At 59.1% G+C, this 23,309-nt stretch carries 3 protein-coding genes; all 3 read left to right on the top strand.

Annotation, left to right across the window (positions count from 1 at the left end; all coding sequences use genetic code 11):
• Positions 1 to 298 precede the first annotated feature (298 nt).
• The 3 genes from IPM54_16495 to IPM54_16485 are packed head-to-tail and all read left to right on the top strand — an operon-like array spanning position 299 to position 23,309.
• On the top strand, positions 299 to 8,452 hold the full coding sequence (locus IPM54_16495; protein MBK9261390.1) for an SDR family NAD(P)-dependent oxidoreductase: 8,154 nt from the start codon (positions 299 to 301) through the stop codon (positions 8,450 to 8,452).
• The gene (locus IPM54_16490) at positions 8,449 to 14,091 is read left to right on the top strand and encodes a type I polyketide synthase (GenBank protein MBK9261389.1); all 5,643 of its coding nucleotides are present in this window, start codon (positions 8,449 to 8,451) and stop codon (positions 14,089 to 14,091) included. Before IPM54_16495 ends, IPM54_16490 begins: the two co-directional genes overlap by 4 nt.
• Positions 14,088 to 23,309, top strand: coding sequence for an SDR family NAD(P)-dependent oxidoreductase (locus IPM54_16485; protein ID MBK9261388.1), 9,222 nt, complete (start codon positions 14,088 to 14,090; stop codon positions 23,307 to 23,309). Before IPM54_16490 ends, IPM54_16485 begins: the two co-directional genes overlap by 4 nt.

The following is a 23,309-nucleotide window of genomic DNA, read 5'->3' as shown; positions in this document are numbered from 1 at the left end:
AAACGGACGGCGATGCCGCGGCCGCGTAATGCTTCAAGCAGATACGGCAAACCTGTAGGAAGGCTCGCGCGCGGCCGCTCCGTTCTCCATAGACGCCGGTGGGAGTTTGGGCGAGAAGTACACGATGCCTCAAAAAGGCAGATGCTTGGAATGCTGCTAGGGATAGGCTTCTAGGGCAGGCTATGGAGTTTGCTGGTGAGGGTTCGCAAGTGCTTCTTTCACGTGACGGATTGCAAGGGGCGAGCTGAGATGGCGGGCGAGTGCGGGCATCGAGGAAGCGGGGTTTGGTTGCGCGGCGATGAGTTTCCCCAACGCAGATGACCTCGAAGTTTGGCTCGTATCGCGTCTCGCGGATGCGCGTGGGATGGATGCGCGTGCGGTTGATCCGCGGGAGCGGTTTCACCGTTACGGGCTCGATTCGTTCGGCGCGATGCGGCTCATCGCGGACTTGTCGCAGCATCTTGGTCGACCGGTTTCGCCGATGCTGGTGTGGGAATACCCGACGCCGCGAGCGCTTGCGAAGCACTTGACAGAGGACCCGCCGTCGGTCGCGCCGCGTTCGACGCTGCCGCCACCTGCGCCCATTGCGACAAACTCGAGCGAGCCCATCGCGATTGTTGGCATGGCGTGTCGCTTTCCGAAGGCGCCGAATCTCGAGGCGTATTGGCGACTATTGCAGGGCGGCGTGGATGCGATCACGGAGGTTCCGCGGGATCGTTGGGATGCGGCGGCGCTTTACGATCCGAGCACCGCGGTCGCAGGAAAGCTCAATACCCGATGGGGAGGGTTCCTCGATCGGATTGATCAATTCGATCCGCAATTTTTTGGGATATCGCCGCGAGAAGCGGTGCAGATGGATCCGCAGCAGCGATTGACGCTCGAGGTGACTTGGGAGGCGCTCGAGGATGCAGGCATTGCGCCGCCATCGCTAAAGGACAGCCGCACGGGCGTGTTCATCGGGGCGCTGTTCATGGATCACGCGCTCATGCAAGATCGCGCGGGGTGGGAAGCGATCACGTCGCATACGAGCACGGGTGGTGCGGCGTGCATCATTGCCAATCGCGTGTCGTACGTGCTGGGGCTGCAGGGGCCGAGCATGACGGTGGATACCGCGTGTTCGTCGTCCATCGTCGCGATGCACTTGGCGTGTCAGAGTTTGCGAAGCGGTGAGTCGTCGATCGCCATTGCGGGTGGCGTGAGCTTGATGCTCGTACCCGAGACGACGATGGGGTTCACGAAGCTCAATGCGATGAGCCCGGACGGGCGCTGTCGGACATTCGATGCGCAGGCCAATGGGTACGTGCGTAGTGAAGGAGCGGGCATCGTATTGCTCAAGCGTTTGTCCGACGCATTGAAGGATGGGGATCGGATCTATGCCGTCATTCGCGGCTGCGCCGTCAATAACGACGGTGCAAGCAATGGGCTGACCGCACCGAATCCCAAGGCGCAGGAAGCAATGCTCCTCGACGCATGCCAGGCCGCCGGGATTTCACCAGGGGAATTACACTACGTCGAGGCGCATGGGACGGGCACTCCGCTTGGGGATCCGATTGAAGCCAAGGCGCTCGGCACGATCATTGGCGTGGAAATGCCGCCGGACAGGTTCCTTCACATAGGTTCTGTCAAGACGAACCTGGGCCATCTCGAAGCAGCGGCTGGCGTTGCGGGGCTCATGAAGGTGGCGCTCGCAATGCACCATGACGAGCTGCCGCCGAGTTTGCATTACCAAACCCCCAACCCGAACATCGATTTCGACGCGCTGCGCTTGCGCGTCGTGACCAAAGTGCAGCCTTGGCCGGCCGGAGACGGAGAACGGCGTCGCGCTGGCATTAGCTCGTTTGGGTACGGCGGGACAAACGCGCACGTGATTTTGGAGAGCATGCCGCGCCCGACGGCATCCGTGGCGCTCCTCGAGGCAGGGTCGGATGCATCGCTCGATGCGGCCATCGAGATGACGCTCGAAGAGGTTCGTCGCGACGATGGGCCGGGCGAACGAGTCATTCACGGTCCGACGAAGGGTGTTGGTCAACGTATTGCCGTGGTGGCGAGCACGGCGAGCGGTCTGGCGCAGCGACTCGAGGAAGTGCGCATTGGCGCCGAGGGGCGCGGGATATTTCGTGGCCACACGCGCGAGCAAAAGCGGCTGGCGTGGGTATTTTCGGGCCAGGGATCTCAATGGACCGGCATGGGACGGTCGATGGTGCATTCCGAGCCTGCGTTCCGCTCGGCCATCGTACGCTGCGATCGCATACTGCGACCGTATCTCGATTGGTCCGTGCTCGACGAAATATTGGCAGGTTGTCCGCGGGCCACGGCTGACCGAATCGACGTCATGTGGCCCGTGCTTTTTGCGTTTCAAGTATCGCTCGCGAATTTATTGGGCGATTTGGGTATCGAACCTTCGGTCGTGGTTGGTCATAGTATTGGTGAAGTCTCCGCCGCGCACGTCGCGGGTGCTCTGTCACTCGAGGATGCGGCACGCATCATCGCTCGGCAATCGAAGCAGGTGCAAAAGTCGGTAGGCAAGGGCATCATGCTTCTTGCGGCTGTGGATTGGGCGGAGGCGCAACAGATCGCGGCCAATTCCGGGGGCCGAATTCATTGCGCAATTGCCGCGAGTCCCAAGTCGACCGTGTTTGCTGGTGATGGCGGTGCGCTCGCGGGATTGGGAGCATCGTTCATTGCTCGCGGGGTGTTCAGTCGGACCGTGCAAACGGGCGTGGCCGTGCACGGGCCCCAAATGGACTATTTGACGCAAGAATTGCCTCGGCACCTCTTGGATCTCCGCCCGGCGAATTCAAGAGTGCCCATTGTCTCGAGCCTTTCGGGTCGTCACATTCGAGGTGAAGAGCTGGACGTCACGTACTGGTCGCGCCAACTACGTGAGCCGGTGCTATTTGCGTCCGCAATTCAGACGTTGCTCGACGACGGCATCGAATTGTTTCTCGAGGTGGCGCCGCACCCCATCGTCAAGCAATCGATTGAAGAATGCCTGCAGCATGCCGACAAGTCGGATACATGCGCTGCCATTGCCGCCATGTGGCGCAACGAGGACGAGGGGCGAGCCATTCGAGAAGCCGTGGGCACGATGTTCGTGCACGGCGCGCAGGTCATCAATCGCCAAGAAGCGGAGCGGGAATACCGCGAGGGGTACGTACACCTCTTGCCGGTATCGGGTCAGATCGACCTCGCCATGCGCGATGCGGCTCGCAATCTTGCCGCATTCATGGAGCGCAATCCACACGTACCACTGACGGACATTTGTTACGTGTCGAGCGTACGCCGCGTGCACCATCGCGCACGCGCCGTGGCCATTGGACGCGTCCACTCCGAAATCGTCGAGGGCCTGCGAGCCATTGCCGAACGAAAGGAGCATCCGGCGATCCGCGCAGGCATAACGCCGATCGGCGGTCAACCCGGTTTGGTTTTCGTTTTTCCTGGACAGGGTTCGCAATGGGTCGGCATGGGACGGACCCTTTTCGCGCAAAAACCCATTTTTCGCGAAATCATCGAAGCTTGCGATGCGATCACGCGGCGCGAGTCGGGCTTTTCGACGATCGACGAGTTACATGCCGACGACGTCCGCTCGCAGATCTCGCGCATCGAAGTCGTTCAGCCGCTGCTTTTCGCCATTCAGGTGGCGCTCGCGGCCTTGTGGCGCTCGTGGGGAGTCGAACCGGACTGCGTCATTGGGCATAGCATGGGCGAGATTGCGGCGGCGCATGTTGCGGGGGTGCTTTCCTTGGAAGATGCGGCCCGCATCATTTGCCGGCGCAGCAAGCTCTTGAAACGCGTTGCGGGTCTCGGCGCAATGGCGACCGTCGAGCTCACGATGACGGAAGCCGAGCGTTTTCTCGAGGGGCACGCCGGGCAGGTCAGCGTGGCTGTGAGCAATGGACCTCGAGCCACCGTGCTTTCCGGCGATCCCACGGCGCTCGAAAACGTACTTGCGAAACTCGATGAGAGGGGCGTTTTCTTCCGACGCATCAAGGTCGATGTGGCATCGCACAGCCCACAAATGGATGAATTGTTGCCCGACCTCGCGCTCGCATTGGAAGGGCTGCAACCGCGTTCTGCTGCCTTGAAAATGCGCTCGACGGTCACCGGAGAGCTCATTGTCGGCCCAGATCTCGATGCGTCCTATTGGGTGAAGAACTTGCGTGCTCCGGTGCTTTTTGGCCAAGCCATTGGTCAGGCGATTTCCGAAGGACAAACCTTGTTTTTGGAAATAAGCCCGCATCCCGTCTTGGTGCATTCGATCGAAGACACGCTGCGCGAGTTGTCGAAAGAAGGTGCTGCCATTCCGTCACTGCGCCGCAACGAAGTGGAACGGCGGTGCATGGTCGATGCGCTCGGGGCGCTGCACGTGCATGGCCACGAGCTATCGTGGAATCGGCTTTATCCGCGCGGTGGGCGTTGCGTGACATTACCGACGTATCCCTGGCAGAAGGATCGCTACTGGCTACTCGACGACGTCCGTTCGCGCTTGCCGTCGTCGCGGCATCATTCGACGATTCCGCTCGTCGACCCGGATGCTCATCCGCTGCTCGGGGCAGCACTCGTGCTTTCCATCGAGCCGACGTTGCACATCTGGGAAAATTCGCTCAGCGTAGGCACCTTGCCGTACCTCGGTGACCACCGCGTACGAGGGGATGCGGTTTTTCCTGGCGCAGGTTATGTCGAAATGGCGCTCGCTGCAACTGCAGAGCTGCACGGGAGCACGCCGACACTGGTCGAGGACGTTTCGTTCGAGCGAATGCTGCCCATTGCCAAGGAGCTCGACAGGCGTGTTCAATTCGTGCTGATCGACGACGCTCCCGATCGTGCATCATTTCGCGTATCGAGCCGCGAGCTTGGGGAATCGGCGTGGGTGGAGCACGCAACGGGGAAAATCCGAATTGGAATGGGCGTCTCCACGGCACGTATCGCACGCGATCGCCCCCGCGTCATTCAGGCTCGTTGCCCCACGGTCGTGAGCTCGAACGAATTCTACGCATTCATGGAGCAGGGTGGGCTCTCCTATGGCAAGAGTTTCCGTGGGGTCGACACGATGTGGTACAATCAGCAAGAATCGCTTGCTCGTTGTTTTCTGCATCCCGACCATTTCGCTGCCGTAGACAAGTATCAGGTGCATCCCGCTTTGCTCGACGCCTGCTTTCAAGTGCTCATGGGTGGGCACCTGGCCACGGCGGATGAAATCACCGGCACCTACGTGCTTTCTCGAGTGGACCGGTTGCGACTGCATCGTTCGCTCGGCACGGACGTTTGGGTGCACGCACAATTGCAGCCGAGCAACGACGGACTCAACCGAGCAGGGGATGTTTTCGTCATCGATGCCGAAGGCCGGGTTCTTGCGGAAGTCAATGGATTGCGCATCAGCCACCTCGAGGGCAGCAAAACGGCATCCGCGACGGCGCTCGATGATGCAGTGTACGCAATTGAATGGCGCAAAAAGGAGTTGGACGCCGAAACGGCTCGCGTCAAGGCCCCCGCTGGGCCGAGCGCGTGGCTGTTTTTCATCGATGAGGGTGGCACGGCCGCTTCGATGTCCTTTTTGCTCGTCGCGCGTGGCGAAGCATGCGTGCGCGTTCGTCCGGGAACACGGTTCGCCCGGGTCGAAGCGGGGCTTTACGAAATCGAGCCCGGGAATGCGGAGCACTATCAAAAGCTCTTGCGTGAAGCGTTTGGCCGCGAAGTCGGGTGCAAAGGCATTGTTCATCTATTTGCACTCGATTCGGCGACTTGGGAAACGACGACGTCGGAAACCATCCATCACGACGTCGAACGCGGTTGTCTCAGCGTCATGTACCTCGTGCAAGCCATAGCTCGTCAGGGCTGGAGGGACATGCCGCGGCTATGGATCGTGACGCGCGGGGCGCAAGCCATTCATCCGATGGGAATGCCGCTATGCGTTTCGCAAGCGACATTGTGGGGAATGGGACGCACGGTTGCGCTCGAACACCCCGAGCTCGAATGCACGCGGATCGATATGGATCCGGTGCGAAGCTCGGACGAGGGTTCGCTTTTGTGGCGAGAGATTTCAGCGCGGAGCCGGGAGGATCAAGTTGCATATCGTAAAGAGGGGCGTTTCGTTGCCCGGCTCGTAAAGAGCTCGTTCGAGGCTGGCGACGCTTCGGAAATGAAGCTTCCGCTGGCGCCAGCGAATGGGAGGCCCTACCAAGTCGAAAGTGGCGAGGTTGGGACGCTCGAACAACTGGTTTTCCGCGAATCGTCGAGGAAGGCTCCTGGGCTGGGGGAAGTCGAGATTCAAGTCGAAGCTGCCGGGCTCAACTTTCCGGATGTCATGAAGTCGTTGGGGATGCTTCCGGCGGCTTCTGGCGATCCTTTGCATTTTGGGATGGAATGCGCCGGACGAATCGTCGCCATCGGCCCAGGTGTCGAAGGCTTCGCGCTTGGGCAAGAGGTCGTCGCTTTTGCGCCGGGTGCGCTTGCTTCGCACGTGACGGTCGTTGCGGAATTCGTAGCCCCGAAGCCTGCAAAATTGTCTTTTGTCGAAGCGGCATCCATTCCCGTCGTTTTCATGACCGTTTATTATGCACTCAATAAACTCGCGCGACTCGGGCACGACGAGCGCATTTTGATTCATACGGCAACCGGCGGCACGGGATTGGCTGCGATTCAGATGGCCCGAGTGCTCCAGGCGGATATTTACGCCACCGCCGGGAGCGAAGAAAAGCGTGCCTATTTGCGGTCGATTGGTATCGAACACGTCATGGACTCCCGGTCTTTGTCATTTGGCGACGAAGTGCTCGACAAGACAGCGGGACAAGGCGTCGACGTCGTGCTCAATACGCTCACGGGCGACGCGCGCACCAGAAGCCTCGAGCTGCTTGCACCGTATGGTCGATTTTTGGAATTGAGTCGGCGCGACATCTATCAGAATGCTCAATTGCCCGCACTTCGCCGTAGCGTTTCTTTTGCCCCCGTCGACATTTCGGGAATGGCACAAGAACGTCCTGCCCTGCTCGGTGCGCTGCTGCGCGAGGTCGTGCAGCTCTTCGACATGGGGGTATTTCTGCCTCTGCCATTGCGGGTTTTTCCAGCCGACGAGCTGCAAGCGGCGTTCCGGTTCATGGCCCAAGCGAAGCATATTGGAAAAATCGTGCTGGACATGAGCGATCCCATGACGCGGATTTTGCCAGCAGAACGGTCTCGTAGTCGTATTCTCCCGGATGCAGGGTATTTGATCACGGGTGGTCTGGGTGGTCTTGGCCTTTCCTTGGCGCATTGGATGATCGAAGAAGGCGCACGGCATATCGCCCTGGTATCGCGAAGTGAACCGTCGCAGGCCGCGCGCGAGGAAATTGCGCGAATGGAACGCGCCGGAGCGAAGGTGCTCGTGGCTCGAGCCGACATTTCCAATGCCGAGCAGGCAAAAGAAATGCTGCATTCGGTAGAAGAGCAGCTCCCGCCCCTGCGAGGCATCGTGCACGCAGCGGGCATTCTCGATGACAGAACGCTCCTCGAAATGGATGCCGAACGTTTCGGTCGTGTATTGGAACCGAAGGTGGCCGGCGCGTATCACGTGCACGCGCTGACGTCCGACAAGACGCTCGATTTCTTCGTATTGTATTCGTCGGTTGCCTCGCTCTTGGGGGCACCGGGACAGGCCAATTATGCCGCAGCCAATGCATTCTTGGACGCATTGGCTCATACCCGAAGGCGCCTGGGTTTGGCTGGTACGAGCATTCATTGGGGCCCCTTCGCCGACGTCGGACTGGCAGCGATGCAGAGCACTCGTGGACAGCGACTGTCGTATCGAGGTATCGATAGCTTGACGCCGGCCCAGGGACTTTTTGCATTCGCTCGGCTTCTCGAGCGACCACGTGCCGAAGTGGGTATTCTGCGCCTGGCAGTCCATCAGTGGGTCGAGTTTTACCCCCAAGTGGCTGCAAGCCCATTTTGGTCCGAATTGCAGCGCGAGAAAAAATCTCTGGATCAACCTTCGTCGAGTCGAATGTCGTTCAGGCAATCGCTCGAACGGCGGCCGATCTCCGAACGCCTGGCCGCGCTCGAATTTCACATCATGGAACACGTAGGGCAGGTGTTGCGGCTCGACATCGACCGAATCGACCGGCTTTCGTCGTTCACGAGCCTTGGAATGGATTCGCTCCTCAGCCTGGAATTGCGCAACCGACTCGAGTCGAGCCTGGGTGTGCGGCTTTCGGCCACCTTGCTGTTTACCTATCCCAATCCAGCATCGCTCGCCGATTACCTGCTCGAACGATTGAATCTTTTTGGCAGCAGGCAACGCGCGTCGGATACCGGACCCCTTCCACAGGTAAGCTCCACGAGAACGAGTGAGCAATCGTCGAACAAGGCGGCAACGGAAGGCGGGAGGACGACGGTTACCATTCGACAAATGTCGGCAGCCGAGGCCGAACTGCTGCTCGAGGAAGAACTGGCCAGATCGGAGGATTACCTGCAGTGACGACGAGGCGCGTCGATGTCCCAGCGGCAGGTTTTTCCGAGGATGATTCGGCGCCTGCATCGAATTTGTCGTCGATGCAACGTGCGATCGTCACGATTCAAAAATTACGCGGCAAGCTCGAGGCGCTCGAGCGTGCGCGCACCGAATCGATTGCCATCATCGGGATGGCATGTCGGTTTCCTGGAGGCGGCGATACTCCGGAGAGTTTTTTCCAACTGCTCGTCGATGGCGTCGACGCCGTCACGGAGGTGCCGCCGGAGCGATGGCTCCTCGAATCGGATCAGCCGACGGATCCGGAAGCTCGAGCTGTTCGATGGGGCGCGTTTTTGCAAAGCGTCGATTTATTCGATGCGCAATTCTTCGGCATTTCGCCGCGTGAAGCGTCGAAAATGGACCCACAACAGCGGCTCTTGCTGGAAGTTACCTTCGAAGCGCTCGAACGGGCCGGACAAATTCAAGAGCGGCTCGTGGGCAGTCGAACGGGTGTTTTCCTCGGCATCATGAACAATGATTATGCCGAGCTCAGTGCCTCGGCAGGTCCGGCGCAAGAGGATACCTATACGACGACCGGCAATGGTCACTGTTTTCCTGCTGGACGGGTGTCGTACACGTTCGGTTTTCAGGGTCCGAGCGTCGCGGTGGACACGGCTTGCTCTTCATCGCTCGTCGCAGTGCACCTTGCCAGTCAAAGTTTGCGCAATGGTGAATGCAACCTTGCAATCGCGGGCGGCGTCAATTTGATGCTCGTGCCATCGACATCGCGAAAATATGCCAAGACGCAAGCATTGTCGCCCGATGGCAGGTGCAAATCGTTCGACGCGACGGCCAATGGTTTCGTGCGCGGCGAAGGATGCGGCATCATCGTGCTCAAACGCCTGTCTGACGCGGAGCGAGATGGTGACCCGATCATTGCTGTCATCCGCGGTTCGGCCATCAATCAAGATGGTCGATCCACGGGGCTCACCGCGCCGAACGTCCTGGCCCAACAAGCCATGCTCATGCAGGCGCTTGCAAGCGCGCGCGTGGCAGCGGCCGATATTGGGTATGTCGAGACGCACGGCACGGGAACTCCGCTCGGCGATCCCATTGAAGTGGAAGCGCTGCGTGAAGTGCTCGGCGCCCCACGGCCGAGCGGCTCGCCGTGCGTGCTCGGCGCGGTAAAGGCGAACGTGGGGCATTTGGAAGCAGCGGCAGGCGTCGCTGGGATCATCAAAACGGCGCTCATCCTGCACCGAGGTGTCATTCCGCGGAACATACATTTCCGAACGCTCAATCCTCGAATCAGGATCGAATCCACACCATTTGTATTTCCCGAAGAAACCCTGCCCTGGACGACGGGCATGAAGCGGCGAATCGCAGGCGTGAGCTCTTTCGGAATGAGCGGCACGAATGCGCATGCGATTCTCGAAGAATGGCCGCTGAGCGTCGAGGAGGACCTTTCGCCCGAAGGTTCGGCCCTTTTGTTGCCCTTGTCCGCTAAATCCCCAGATGCATTGCGTAGTTTGGCATCGGCATACCGTGACTACCTCACGAACATGCCCACCGACGTGCGCTTGCGCGACGTCGTGCATACCGCAAGCGTGCGTCGCAGCCATTACGACCACCGACTCACGGCGGTCGGCAATTCCCGCGAAGAGATCGTCAAACTATTGGACGGATACTTGCGCGGCGAAATTCCATCGGGCGTGGCTCAGGGCAAATCGACGCCGGCGCGAGCCAAGGTGGTATTCATCTTTTCGGGGCAAGGATCGCAGTGGTTGGGTATGGGCCGGCAGCTTTATGAAACGGATTCGTCGTTTCGGTCGGTCATCGACACCTGTGACAATTTGATGACGCCGCGTCTTGGCTGGAGCATTCTGGACGAGCTCGATGCCCCCGAGGGAATGAGTCGGATATCCGAAACGCAAGTTGCTCAGCCGCTCCTGTTTGCGGTGCAAGTAGCGCTCGTCGAAATGCTTCGCTCTTGGGGAATCCCGCCCGATGCCATGATTGGGCATAGCGTGGGCGAAGTTGCCGCCGCTCACATCGCGGGTATCCTTTCGCTGGACGAAGCCATTCGCCTCGTAGCGCTCCGCGGCCGGATCATGCAAAAAGCAACCGGCATGGGAAAGATGATATCGGTGGATTTGACGCCCGATGAGGCGAATTCGATATTATCGGGTTACGAAGACCGAGTCTCGATTGCAGCGATCAACGATCCGAATTCGGTGGTTCTGTCTGGACAATCCTCGGCGCTGGACGACGTCGCGCTGCGATGTGAAAAACGTGGGGTCTCGGTGCGTCCCTTGCGCGTCAACTACGCATTTCATAGCCCACAGATGGATGCTTTGGGTCGCGAGCTGGTGGACCGATTGGTCCGGGTCGATGCCAGGCGCGCGACGCTTGCCATGTACAGCACGTTGCTCGGTGAGTGCGTGGATGGCAAAGAGCTCGACGTACACTACTGGGGGCGTAGTCTTCGAGAAGCCGTGAACTTCGCGGGTGCCGTGGGGGCTGCCATTCGTGATGGGTACAAGCTATTTTTGGAGGTAGGACCGCACCCGGTGCTCACGGCCAACGTTCTGCAATGCCTGGCGGCCAAAGGAGCCGATGGGACGGCTGTATTTGCGATGCGTCGCAATCAGGACCAACTGCGAATGCTCCTTGATGCCGTGGGCACACTGTATACACGCGGCTGCTCGCCAGAATGGAGCCGACTGATACCGAGCGGTGGACGATGCGTACCGCTGCCGACCTACCCATGGCAACGGCAACGGCACTGGATTGCGTCGAATACGAATACGCTACCTCCCACCAGTGGCGTCGCGCACTTCGCGGCGGAGGATGTGCACCCGTTTCTTGGTGTTTGCATAGAATCCGCCAATCGCCCCGGATCGTATACGTGGCAACGCACCATGAATACCGATGAACCAGCGTTCATCCATGATCACGTCGTGGATGGGGAAGCGATATTTCCAGCGGCGGGGTATGTGGCCATGGCGCTCGCTGCCGGCGCGACGCATTATCCAGAAACCAATTTCATTCGGCACATTGGTTTCGAGCGTATGCTTTCATTTCATGCCGACGAGCGGAAAACCATTCAATTGGACTGGACATCCGACGGTCGAAAAAACATTTCATTCAGCGTTTCCAGCCGCGCGAGCGGCGGGCGTTGGGCGAAGAATGTTTCCGGCACGCTCACCACCATCGACACTCCCAGCTCCTTGCTCGATGACCTCGTAAACGCAATCGACACCGTGGCCGCGCGCTGCAGCGTCCGTTCGAGCGGTGCAGATCATTATCAGCGAATGGCCACGCTGGGCTTACGTTATGGTCCGGCATTTCGCGTCGTGCAAGAGTTGTCTCTGGGTACCGAGGAAGTGCTCGCCAAGTTGCGATGCACGGAATCGGGCTCCGACGACCTACACATGACCACCGTGGTATTGCTCGACGGCGCATTTCAATCGCTCGCAGCCCTCGGCATTCACTTGCTCGGAGATGCTGCCAAGACGTTCGTGCCCACGAGCATCGACCACGTGCGGGTGCTGCGTTCGATCGATCGAGATGCGAGCGTGCTTGGCCGTATTCGCTCGTGTGATGCGAGCGCAATCAGTGGGGACGTGTGCATCTTGGCGAATGATGGAAGCGTCGCCATCGTGGTCGAAGGGCTCGTCTTGCGCCCAATGCCCGCCAGATCGGTCGATCGGCACCATTGGCTCGACGATTGCACCTTCCGCCTGGAATGGCGTCGGCGCAGCCGCGCGTTGACATCGGTCACGAAGCAGGGATCCGGCGGCGGATGGCTCGTGCTCGGAGGCGAAGGAGCCGTATGCGCTACGTTCGTCGACTTGCTGAGACAACGCGGCGAATGGGTCGTGCACGTGCAATTTGGCAAGGAATGGGAACAGCGCAAAGATTGGTATCAAATCGATGCAGCAAACCCTGCGCATTACTTGGCGGTGCTCGAGGATGCTTACGGCAATCACGCGGCGTGCCGCAATGTGGTGCATATGGGGGCGCTCGACAGCGCGCATTGGAATGAAACGACGCCTGAATCGCTCTTGGCTGACCAGCAAATAGGAAGCATTAGCGTGCTACATACCGTTCAGGCGATCATTCGGCGAGCCACGCGCACCATGCCTCGTCTTTGGCTGGTCACCCAGGGCGCCCAGACGGTTGATCCGCGCGATGGTCCGGGATCGATTGCGCAAGCGGCAATCTGGGGAATGGCGCGTACGGTGGCGCTCGAACACCCCGATTTCGATTGCTCGCGTGTCGATCTCGATCCGACCGATGACAGCTCAGCGGCGTCGCGCGCTTTGATCGACGAGGTGCTTTCAGCGGATCAAGAGGATCAAATTGCTTTGCGTAAACACGGTCGTCATGTAGCTCGGTTTGCTAGGAGCTCATTGCGACCAGCTTTGGAAGAGCCCCTGGCCATCGCGGCGGACGCAGCGTATTTGATTACCGGTGGTCTCGGCGGACTCGGTTTGTCATTCGCGGAATGGATGGTGCAGCAAGGCGCGCGCCATCTCGCATTGGTAGGACGCCGCGGTGCCGATGAATATGCCGCTGGTCGCATTCGATCGATGGAGGAGATGGGGGCGCGGATCCTCGTGCTCCAAGGCGACGTTTCCCAACGTGCCGACGTGGATGCGATTCTGCGCCAAATGGAAGAAACGTTACCTCCGCTACGCGGTATCGTGCATGCAGCCGCCGTTCTTGCTGATCACACGATTTTGGAGCTCACCGCGGACGAAATGCGCAGCGTGCTCGCGCCGAAGTTGATTGGTGCGTACCACCTGCACAAGCTGACCGTCGGCAATGCGCTCGATTTCTTCGTCGTTTATTCTTCCGTTGCCGGCGTCATAGGTTCATCTGGCCAAGCGAATTATGGAGCTGCCAATGCTGCTGTGGATGCGCTCTGTCGAGCACGCCGCGCGGCAGGACTGCCGGCGATGAGTTTTCAATGGGGCCCATTCAATGAAATTGGGATGGCCGTAGTCCAAGAAAATCGAGGCGCGCGGCTGGCGCAACGAGGTTTGGAAAGCCTCTCCCCTGCCGAAGGACATGAAACCGTGTCTCGACTGGGAGCATCGTCCGTCGGCGAGGTCGCCGTTCTTCGGTTCGATGCGCGTCGTTGGCTCGATGTTCATTTGTCTGCGGCCAAATCGCCATTCTGGATGGAGCTGCGCAAGGAACGCTCGAGCACTTCTTCGATGTCGAAGCAATCCGCGAGCATGCGACACTCGCTCGAAGGAAAACCAGCAAAAGAGCAAGTGGCCATCATCGAGAGCCACATTCGCCATATTTTGGCGAACGTATTGCATCTCGATCCGAGTCGGGTAGACCTTACCGCCTCGCTCACGAGCCTCGGAATGGATTCGTTGACGAGCCTCGAGCTTCGCAATCGATTGGAGACGAGTTTGGAATTGAAGCTGCCGGCGACGCTCCTGTTTACCTATCCAAATGGCGCCACGCTCGTGAAGCATCTGTTCGATCGTTGCACGCAAACGGCGGAGCAGCCGACGGCGGCGCCCGCGCCCGTCGCAGATTCGAATGTCGAAGTACCCGAGACTTCGTCTTTGTCCACCGATGATGAATTGCTGGCTGCGTTCGACGCGTCCATGACCGACATCAAGGATCAGGGACTTGTATGAGCGCGGGGATCGAAGAGTATCGCTCTCGTTTACGAGACGCACTCGTCACGATCAACCAGCTCAAAGCAAAGCTCGAAACACTCACACGAGCGCGCTCGGAACCGATTGCCATCATCGGCATGGCTTGCCGATTTCCTGGCGGTGGCAATACACCCGAGCGGTTTTCTCAAGCATTGGAAGCGGGCCTGGATGCCGTCACCGAGGTACCCCCTGATCGCTGGGCCATTGACGTGGCAACGGACGATCCAATGTCGCGGGCGATCCGATGGGGTGCATTCATCGAGCACGTCGACCAATTCGATGCGGAATTTTTCGGCATTTCGCCACGCGAGGCAACGCGACTCGACCCGCAGCAACGACTCTTGCTCGAGGTCACCTGGGAGGCGCTCGAAGCAGCCGGCGTGATTCCGCCTCGACTGATGGGCAGTCGCACAGGCGTTTTTCTTGGAATGATGACGAACGATTATGCGCTGGTCAATGCGAACGCCGGCGCGGACCAGCAAGACGTCTATAGCGTCACCGGCAATGGCCATTCTTTTCCCGCAGGAAGACTTTCCTACACGCTCGGGCTCCAAGGACCGAGTCTGGTCGTCGACACTGCCTGCTCGTCGTCGCTCGTCGCAACGCACCTTGCAAGCCATAGCTTGCGAACGGGCGAATGTGATCTTGCCATTGTGGGCGGAGTCAATCTGATTCTATCGCCTGAAACGATGGAGCAAATCGCAAAAACGCGAGCCTTGTCGCCGGATGGTCGTTGCAAAACGTTCGATGCGACAGCCAATGGGTATGTTCGGGGCGAAGGCTGTGGCGTACTTGTGCTGAAGAGGCTGGCGGATGCGCGGCGGGACAAAGATCCCATCGTGGCGCTCATTCGCGGTTCGGCGGTAAACCAGGACGGGCGCTCGACGGGACTCACGACGCCCAATGTATTGGCGCAGGAAACGTTGTTACGAACGGCGTTGGCGACCAGTGGGGTCGCCCCGGAAGAAATTGGCTATGTCGAAGCGCACGGAACGGGAACGCCGCTCGGAGATCCCATTGAAATCGACGCGATGCGCGCAGTCTTCGGTACGCCTCGCGCCGATGGATCCGCATGCATCATTGGTGCCGTCAAGACGAACATCGGCCATCTCGAGGCGGGAGCCGGGGTCGCGAGCATCATCAAAACCGCGCAAATTTTCCGGCGCTCGATGATACCTGCGAATGGCAACTTCCGAACGCTGAATCCGCGAATCGATATCGACGACACGGCGCTCGTCTTGGCGACGGCGAATAGACAATGGCCACGCGAAAACAAAAGGCGTCGTGCCGGCGTGAGCTCCTTTGGCATGAGCGGCACGAATGCGCACGTGATTTTGGAAGAAGCCCCGGAGGAAGCATCAGGGCCGTCATCCGAAAGCTTTTCTTCGTTTCTGCTACCGCTATCGGCAGCGAAAACCGAATCGCTCGTGGCTTTGGCGCGGTCTTACGCAGAATGGTTTGCCGAGGCAAACCACGCGGCGCTCTCCGACGTGGTGTACACGGCGAGCGTCCGCCGAACCCATCACCCGCATCGGCTCGCCATCGTTGCGCGAGCACGCGAAGAGTTTGCAACGCTGCTTGGAGCCTTTTCCCGGGGAGAAGTCCCCCGCGGCGTCGTTCAAGGTCAGGCTGCGCCACAGAACGCGTCGGGTGTGGTTTTCGTATTCTCGGGTCAAGGATCGCAATGGGCGACAATGGGCATGGAATTGCTCGAACACGAGCCGATTTTCCGTGCCACGCTGGAAGAAATCGACACGCTGTTGCGGCGGTATGTTTCTTTCTCCTTGTTGGCTGAATTGCGCGCACCGGAAAATGAATCCCGACTGGGTGAAACCGAAATCGTACAGCCTGCATTGTTCGCAATTCAAGTTGGTCTGGCAAGACTGCTCGAATCATGGGGTATTCAGCCCGGCGCCGCCATTGGGCACAGCGTCGGTGAAATTGCCGCCGCTCACGTGGCCGGAATGTTGTCCCTCGAAGATGCAGTGCGGCTCGTGGCTCGACGTGGCCAAATCATGCAGAAAGCGACCGGACGCGGAAAGATGGTTTGGGCTGCATTACCGGCCGACGAAGTGTCCGAGGCATTGTCCGGGCTGGAGAACGAGCTTGCGATCGCCGCGATCAACGATCCCAAGTCGGTTGTGTTATCTGGGGAAAACACGGCGCTCGACACGGTCGTCGCCCAGCTCGACGAGCGTGGCGTGGCCACACGCCCCCTGAGGGTAAACTATGCATTCCATAGTCCCCAAATGGATCCCCTGGCGCGGGAATTGGTTGCATCGTTGGACGCCCTCCGAGCGAAAAGCGGGGCAATCCCCCTTTTCAGCACCGTCACGGGAACGCGGATCGACGGGGAACGATTGACCACCGATTACTGGGGACGCAACGTGCGATCCACGGTGAATTTCGCAGGCGCCGTACGGAGTGCGCTTCAAGATGGGTTTTGTGTATTCGTCGAAGTCGGTCCGCATCCCGTTCTTTTGTCGAATTTGCAGGAATGCGCGAATACGTCGAACGCCTACGCGCGTTTCGTGCCCACGTTGCGCCGGCATGAAAAGGAACGTCACGCAATACTCGAAGCATTGGGCGCGCTTTACGTGGCAGGCGTGGATGTCGAATGGGAAAAGCTACAAGCACGCGACGGACGCGTCGTCGCACTGCCAACGTACCCCTGGCATAGGCAACGGCATTGGATTGATGGTCCAACATTCAAGTCCAAGAATATATCAGATAGAAGCAGCCTGGACGAATTGCTTTATTCGATTGCGTGGAGACCGAAACCGGCCCCGAATGCAGGACCTACACCGCGGGCGTCGGGCGGCGCATGGTTGATGTTCATGGACCGAGCGGGCCTCGGTGACGACCTCTGCGCTCATCTGCAAAAATCCGGAGCAACGTGCATTCGTGTGGAGGCCGGGGATTCCTATGCAATGCTTGGAAAGCATCATTTCCGCATCGATATTTCCCAGCCAGGCGACTACGAAGCCGTTTTGCAGAATGCTGCTCGAGACGCACCGGCATTGACCGGAGTCATCCACCTTTTCAACATCGATGCACCCGATTGGGAGCAAACGAATGGCCTCGCGCTGCAAGCGATGCGAATTCGATGCACCGTCAGCGCACTTCATCTAGCACGAGCGCTCGTGCGACAAAACTGGCGCGACAAACCTCGCCTTTGGCTCGTCTCCCGCGGAGCGATTGCAGTGGGGCAAAAGGCACGCGCCGTTTCCGTTGCACAAGCGCCGGTTTGGGGCCTCGCACGGACGATCACGATCGAGCATCCCGAGCTCGATTGCACATGCGTCGACTTGGACGCATCACGGGATTTCGACGCGGCCGCGGCCCTCGCACGCCAATTCGAATCCAATGCCACGGAAAACCAAATTGCTCTTCGTCGTGACGGTGAATTCGTTGCACGACTCGTGCGGGCGCATGTGACCGATGCCATCGCCGCGAATTTTTCCGTGCGCGAAAACGCTACGTATCTCATTACGGGGGGTCTCGGGGGGCTGGGGTTGTCCGTGGCGCAATGGCTCGTCCGTGCGGGCGCACGTCACGTAGCGCTCATGGGACGGCGAGGTCCTTCGGAAGCGACGCAAAAGGCGATAGCGACCATGGAAGGTTCCGGGGCGAATGTCGTCGTTTTGCAATGCGATGTTTCATCCGCAGAGGCCCTTTCGACGGCACTTCGCACGATTCGCGAGCGCATGCCCGAGCTACGGGGCATCGTGCACGCTGCAGGGGTTGTCGAAGATCGAACGATCCTCGAATTGACGGCGGACCATGTCGAGCGGGTGTTTGCACCCAAGGTCGATGGCGCGTGGAATCTGCATTCACTCACACTCGACCAGAAGTTGGATTTTTTCGTTTTGTATTCGTCGGTAGCATCATTGATTGGCTCGCCCGGCCAAGGTAATTATGCAGCTGCCAACGCTTTTTTGGATGCGCTTGCCCACGCTCGCGCCGCAATGGGGCTCGCTGGGACGAGCATTCATTGGGGACCGTTTACCGAAGTCGGCATGGCGGCAGCGCATCAAAATCGCGGTGAGCGCATTGCAAACCGTGGCATCGAGGGACTTTCGCCGGACGAAGGAAACCACGCGCTGCAACGATTGCTCGAACGCCCGCGTACGGAAGTGGGCGTGCTGCGTTTCGATTTGCGCCAATGGCTGGACTTCTTCCCACAACTCGCAGGACAACCATTTTGGTCGGAAATCGACGGCAAACCGACACGCGACGCGCCCGAGACCACGGCGACGTCGAGCTTGCGAGCGACACTCGAAGCCAGTCCACATGCAGAACGTGCGAGCATCTTGGAGGAGCATCTCCGCACGCAATTGGGCCACATCCTGCAAGTCGACCCGAGCCGCATCGACCGAAAGGCTCCGTTTCGCACGCTCGGTGTCGATTCACTCATGAGCTTGGAGCTCCGCAATCGGCTGGAAAGGACGATTGGGACGAAGCTGCCCGCTACATTGTTATTCACTTATCCGCACATCGAAGCATTGACGCCATTTTTGTTGGTCGAAGGCGGATTTTCGGCCGTGCCGCAATCCGAGACCGTCGTAGCCGCAAAGAGCGCCGTCGTTGTGCATGACGACGATTGCATTGCCATCATTGGGCAAGCATGCCGATTCCCCGGAGGCGGCTCGGACCCGGAAGCATTTTGGCACGCGCTGCTGGACGGAGTGGACGCCGTACGCGAGGTCATGCCGGCCCGATGGCGTCTTGGTACGATTGCGGAAACCCATTCTGGGGCAAAATATGCAGCGTTGCTCGATGGAATCGATAAATTCGATGCGGCATTTTTTGGAATATCCCCGCGAGAAGCCGAGGCGCTCGATCCGCAACAACGAATGCTGCTCGAAGTTTCGTGGGAAGCACTGGAGAATGCAGGCCTGCCACCCGATCAATTGGTCGGAAGCAAGACCGGTGTATTCGTCGGCGTGACCGCCCTCGATTACCAACGCGTTGTATTGAGCCATCCCGAACATCTGGATGCTTATGGTGCAACGGGCACGATGTTATCGACTGCGGCGGGAAGGGTATCGTACGTGCTTGGTTTGCAAGGGCCGGCCGTGGCACTCGATACAGCCTGCTCCTCGTCACTCGTAGCGATACATTTGGCGCGTCAAAGCATCCTCAATGGGGAGAGCGACTTGGCCATTGCGGGCGGAGTCAATGCGCTGTTCTCTTGGGAAAATATGGTCATGCTGTCGGCCATGCGAGCATTGTCGCCGGACGGAAGGTGCAAAACGCTGGATGCTCGTGCAAATGGCTACGTGCGTGGTGAAGGCTGCGGGATGGTCGTCCTGAAGAGGTATTCCGATGCAATGCGCGACGGAGACCGCATCCTGGCGCTGATTCGTGGGTCGGCCATGAATCAAGACGGTCGCTCGACGGGCCTGACGGCCCCCAATGTGCTGGCTCAGCAGGCGCTTCTTCGGCAGGCGCTCGAAAACGCTCGGTTGGGGCCCGACGATATCGGATACATCGAAATGCACGGAACGGGTACACCTCTCGGGGATCCCATCGAGGCTGACGCGCTTCGTGCCATTTTTGGCAGTCCGCGAGCGGATGGTTCCTCTTGTGTGCTCGGCGCCGTGAAAACGAACATTGGCCATTTGGAATCGGCAGCAGGCGTAGCGGGACTCATTAAAATCATACAATCGTTCAGGCACGAAGTCGTGCCAGCCAATTTGCATTTTCGTGCGCTGAATCCACGCATTTCCATGGATGCTACACCCTTTGCGATACCTGCGGAACCTCGACCGTGGCCACGCGGTAATAAGCGAAGACGAGCTGGAGTTAGCTCTTTCGGAATGAGCGGAACGAATGCGCACATCATTTTGGAAGAGGCCCCTGCACAACCGTCCGCCACCGATATCGAACGGGTATCCTGGCACATGTTGCCGCTCTCGGCAAAGACTCCGCAGGCGCTTTCGGCAATGGCAAAGTCGTATGCCGACTGGTTCGTCAATACAAAAGACGTCGCGCTGCACGATATATTCTTTACGGCAAGCGCTCGCCGTAGCCACCATGAGCACCGTCTTGCCACCATTGCACGCACGCACGAAGAATTCGCCGAAATGCTAGCCGCGTTCGCCCGAGGGGACGTGATGTCGGGGGTGGCGCGAGGACCAACGAGGCCGCCGGACGACGCCCGAATCGTCTATGTATTTTCTGGGCAGGGATCGCAATGGGCAACGATGAGCCGGCAGCTCGACAAGGACGAACCCGTATTTCATGCCAAACTAGAAGAGATCGATTTGCTCTTGCGCCAATATGTCCCATGGTCATTGCACGACGAGCTCTCGGCGAAGGAAGACGGGTCGCGGCTTGGAGAAACCGTCATTGCCCAGCCCGCCATTTTTGCCGTTCAAGTTGCGCTCGGTGCGCTCTTCGAGTCATGGGGGATCACGCCCCACGCGGTCATCGGCCATAGCGTGGGTGAAATTGCAGCAGCTCATATTTGCGGCTCGCTTTCGCTTGCAGAAGCCGTGCGGCTCGTGGTTTTGCGTGGCAACATCATGCAAAAAGCAACCGGAAACGGGAAAATGGCGTGGGCCGCGCTCTCCGCAAAAGAAGCAATGCAAATCATTGCAGGACGCGAAGACGAGCTGTCGATTGGCGCGATCAATGATCCCTCGTCGGTTGTATTGTCCGGAGAAACCCGTGCACTCGATGCAGTCGTTGCCGAGCTCGGGCGACGTGGCGTCGCTACGCGGCCGCTGCGCGTGAATTACGCGTTCCATAGCCCGCAAATGACCCCGCTTGCGAGCGAATTGGTCGCCGAGCTGGGTAGCATCGAAATGGCCCGCGGGGTATTGCCAATGTATAGCTCGGTCACGGGTCATCGGTTGGCCGAGAACGACTTGGATGCTGCGTACTGGGGGCACAACGTTCGAGATACCGTGGACTTTGCGGCAGCCGTCGACGCTGCGCTCGACGATGGGTACCGTATTTTCTTGGAAATGGCACCTCATCCGGTTTTGTTGGCCAATCTGCAGCAATGCGCCTCCGCGAAAAACGTCGACGCATTGATGGTGCCCACGTTGCGACGGCAAGGCGACGAGCGTCGTTCTTTACTGGAAGCACTTGGAGCGTTATGGGCCGAAGGGCTGAAGGTGAATTGGCAAAAGCTCCTCGGCGAGCGAGGGCAGGTCGTTACATTGCCGGCGTATGCGTGGCAGCGCGAGCGATATTGGATCGAAGAGGCGAACGCGCACGTGCAGGAAGCTCCGCCGGCACGCGATCCGCTCGACGATCTTCTTTATTCGGTAAATTGGCACAAGCACGAAATCAAAGAGCGCGCGACGGCATCGTCGCGGCCTGGTAGCGCATGGCTTGTCTTCACCGACGACAGCGGCGTCGGTGAAAAGCTCGGGGCCTCGTTCGACGCGCAGAACATCGATTGGATTCACGTTCGGGCAGGCGACGAATACGAGCGGCGCGGATCTACTTTCTATACGCTCGATCCTCAAAAAGTGGAGCATTATCGTTCGCTCCTGCGAGAAGCATTTCCGGAAGGTCGTGATTGCCTCGGCATCGTCTATTTATTCGCACTCGATCACGGTGCGCCGGAGTCGACCACGGAAGAAACTTTGCAACGCGACCAAATTCGAGGGTTTTGGGGGGCGACTTGTTTCGTGCAGGCGCTCCTTCGCCATGGTTGGCGTGACAAACCTCCCCTATGGCTCGTGACGCGTGGAGCGGTGCCGGCTGGTGGTGCCGCGGTATCGAACCCAGCGCAGGCGCCTCTGTGGGGCCTTGGTCGCACCCTTACCATTGAATACCCCGAGCTACGGTGTGTATGCATTGACCTAAACCCCACCATTCACGCAGACGAAGCGCGCCATTTTGCTCGCGAGCTCGAAACGGCAGACGGCGAATCTTCCGTGGCTCTAAGGAGCGATGGCCGGTACGTTGCGCGGCTCGAGCACACGCGAATCGTAGAATCGGCGTCGAATGTCCGCCTCCTCGAGCATGCCACGTATCTCATTACAGGAGGATTGGGAGGGCTCGGGCTTTCGGTAGCACAATGGATGGTCGAATCGGGCGCACGCCATCTCGTGCTCGTCGGACGCCAGACGCCTTCTCATGAAGCGCGGCTGGCAATTCAAAAGATGGAGGCAGCGGGAGCGCGTATTCGAATCATGCAAGGCGACGTGACCCGTCGCGCCGATGTATCGTCCCTATTTCAGGCGATATCGGAAGATGGGCCGCCTTTGCGAGGCATCATTCATGCTGCAGGCATACCAGGAAAAACGGTTCCCCTGTCGGAGCTCGGCAAGGACGAATTCGATTCGGTCATTGCAGCGAAGGTCCATGGGGCTTGGCATTTGCATGATTTGAGTCGCGGGTCGAGCCTGGACTTTTTCATTCTTTATTCGTCTGCTTCTGCATTGCTCGGCCTCGTCGGTCGAGCCAGTTATGCGGCAGCGAATGCATTTTTGGATGCGATGGCGCTGTGGCGACAAGGGCAAGGCCTGCCTTGTACGAGCATTCAATGGGGCGCATTTGCTTCGGTGGGAATGGCTCGTCGACAAGACGCACAAGAGCGGCTCAGCGAAAGCGGGCTCAGTGGATTGGCACCTGCGCAAGGATTGCACGCGCTTGCCAAGCTCATCGCGCACCCGCAGCCGAACATCGTCGTCATGCATTTTTCTCTCCGGCAATGGTTGGACGTATTTCCTCATCTATCGGATGCGCCGCTGTTCCGCGAATTGCAAGGGCGAACGGATGGAGCGATACCCGTGCCAGCGGCGGCGGTCGAATACCCGATGCAGCAACGCTTGGCAGCCGCCGCGCCAAAAGACAGACCCGAAATGGTGGAGGCGCACGTGCGCAACTTGCTGGGGCGCGTGCTCAAATTGCCGCCCGACCGCATTGGCCGACTTGCACCGTTTCAAACTCTCGGCGTGGATTCCTTATTGAGTCTCGAAGTGCGAAATCGATTGGAAAGCGAATTTGGCGTGCGATTACCGGCGACTTTGTTATTTACTTACGCGAACCTCGCAGATTTATCTAAGAGTCTCTTGGATTTGTTGGGACCAGTCGGCGCAACTCAGGACGAATCACCAAGTGCTAGCGTATCGAACGAAACGGACGTTCCCGATGACGTGGCCAATGCCACGGGTGCGGATTTGTTCGAACTGCTCGACGCAGAGCTCGCGCTAGCGGACAAAGGGGTGTAA

It is taken from the genome of Polyangiaceae bacterium (assembly GCA_016715885.1).
Lineage (GTDB): Bacteria > Myxococcota_A > Polyangia > Polyangiales > Polyangiaceae > Polyangium.
This window is presented reverse-complemented; position numbering and strand designations above follow the sequence as displayed.

Coding starts and splice junctions, on each gene's coding strand:
- IPM54_16485 (MBK9261388.1), top strand. CDS start 14,088: ATGAGCGCGGGGATCGAAGAGTATCGCTCTCGTTTACGAGACGCACTC.
- IPM54_16495 (MBK9261390.1), top strand. CDS start 299: ATGAGTTTCCCCAACGCAGATGACCTCGAAGTTTGGCTCGTATCGCGT.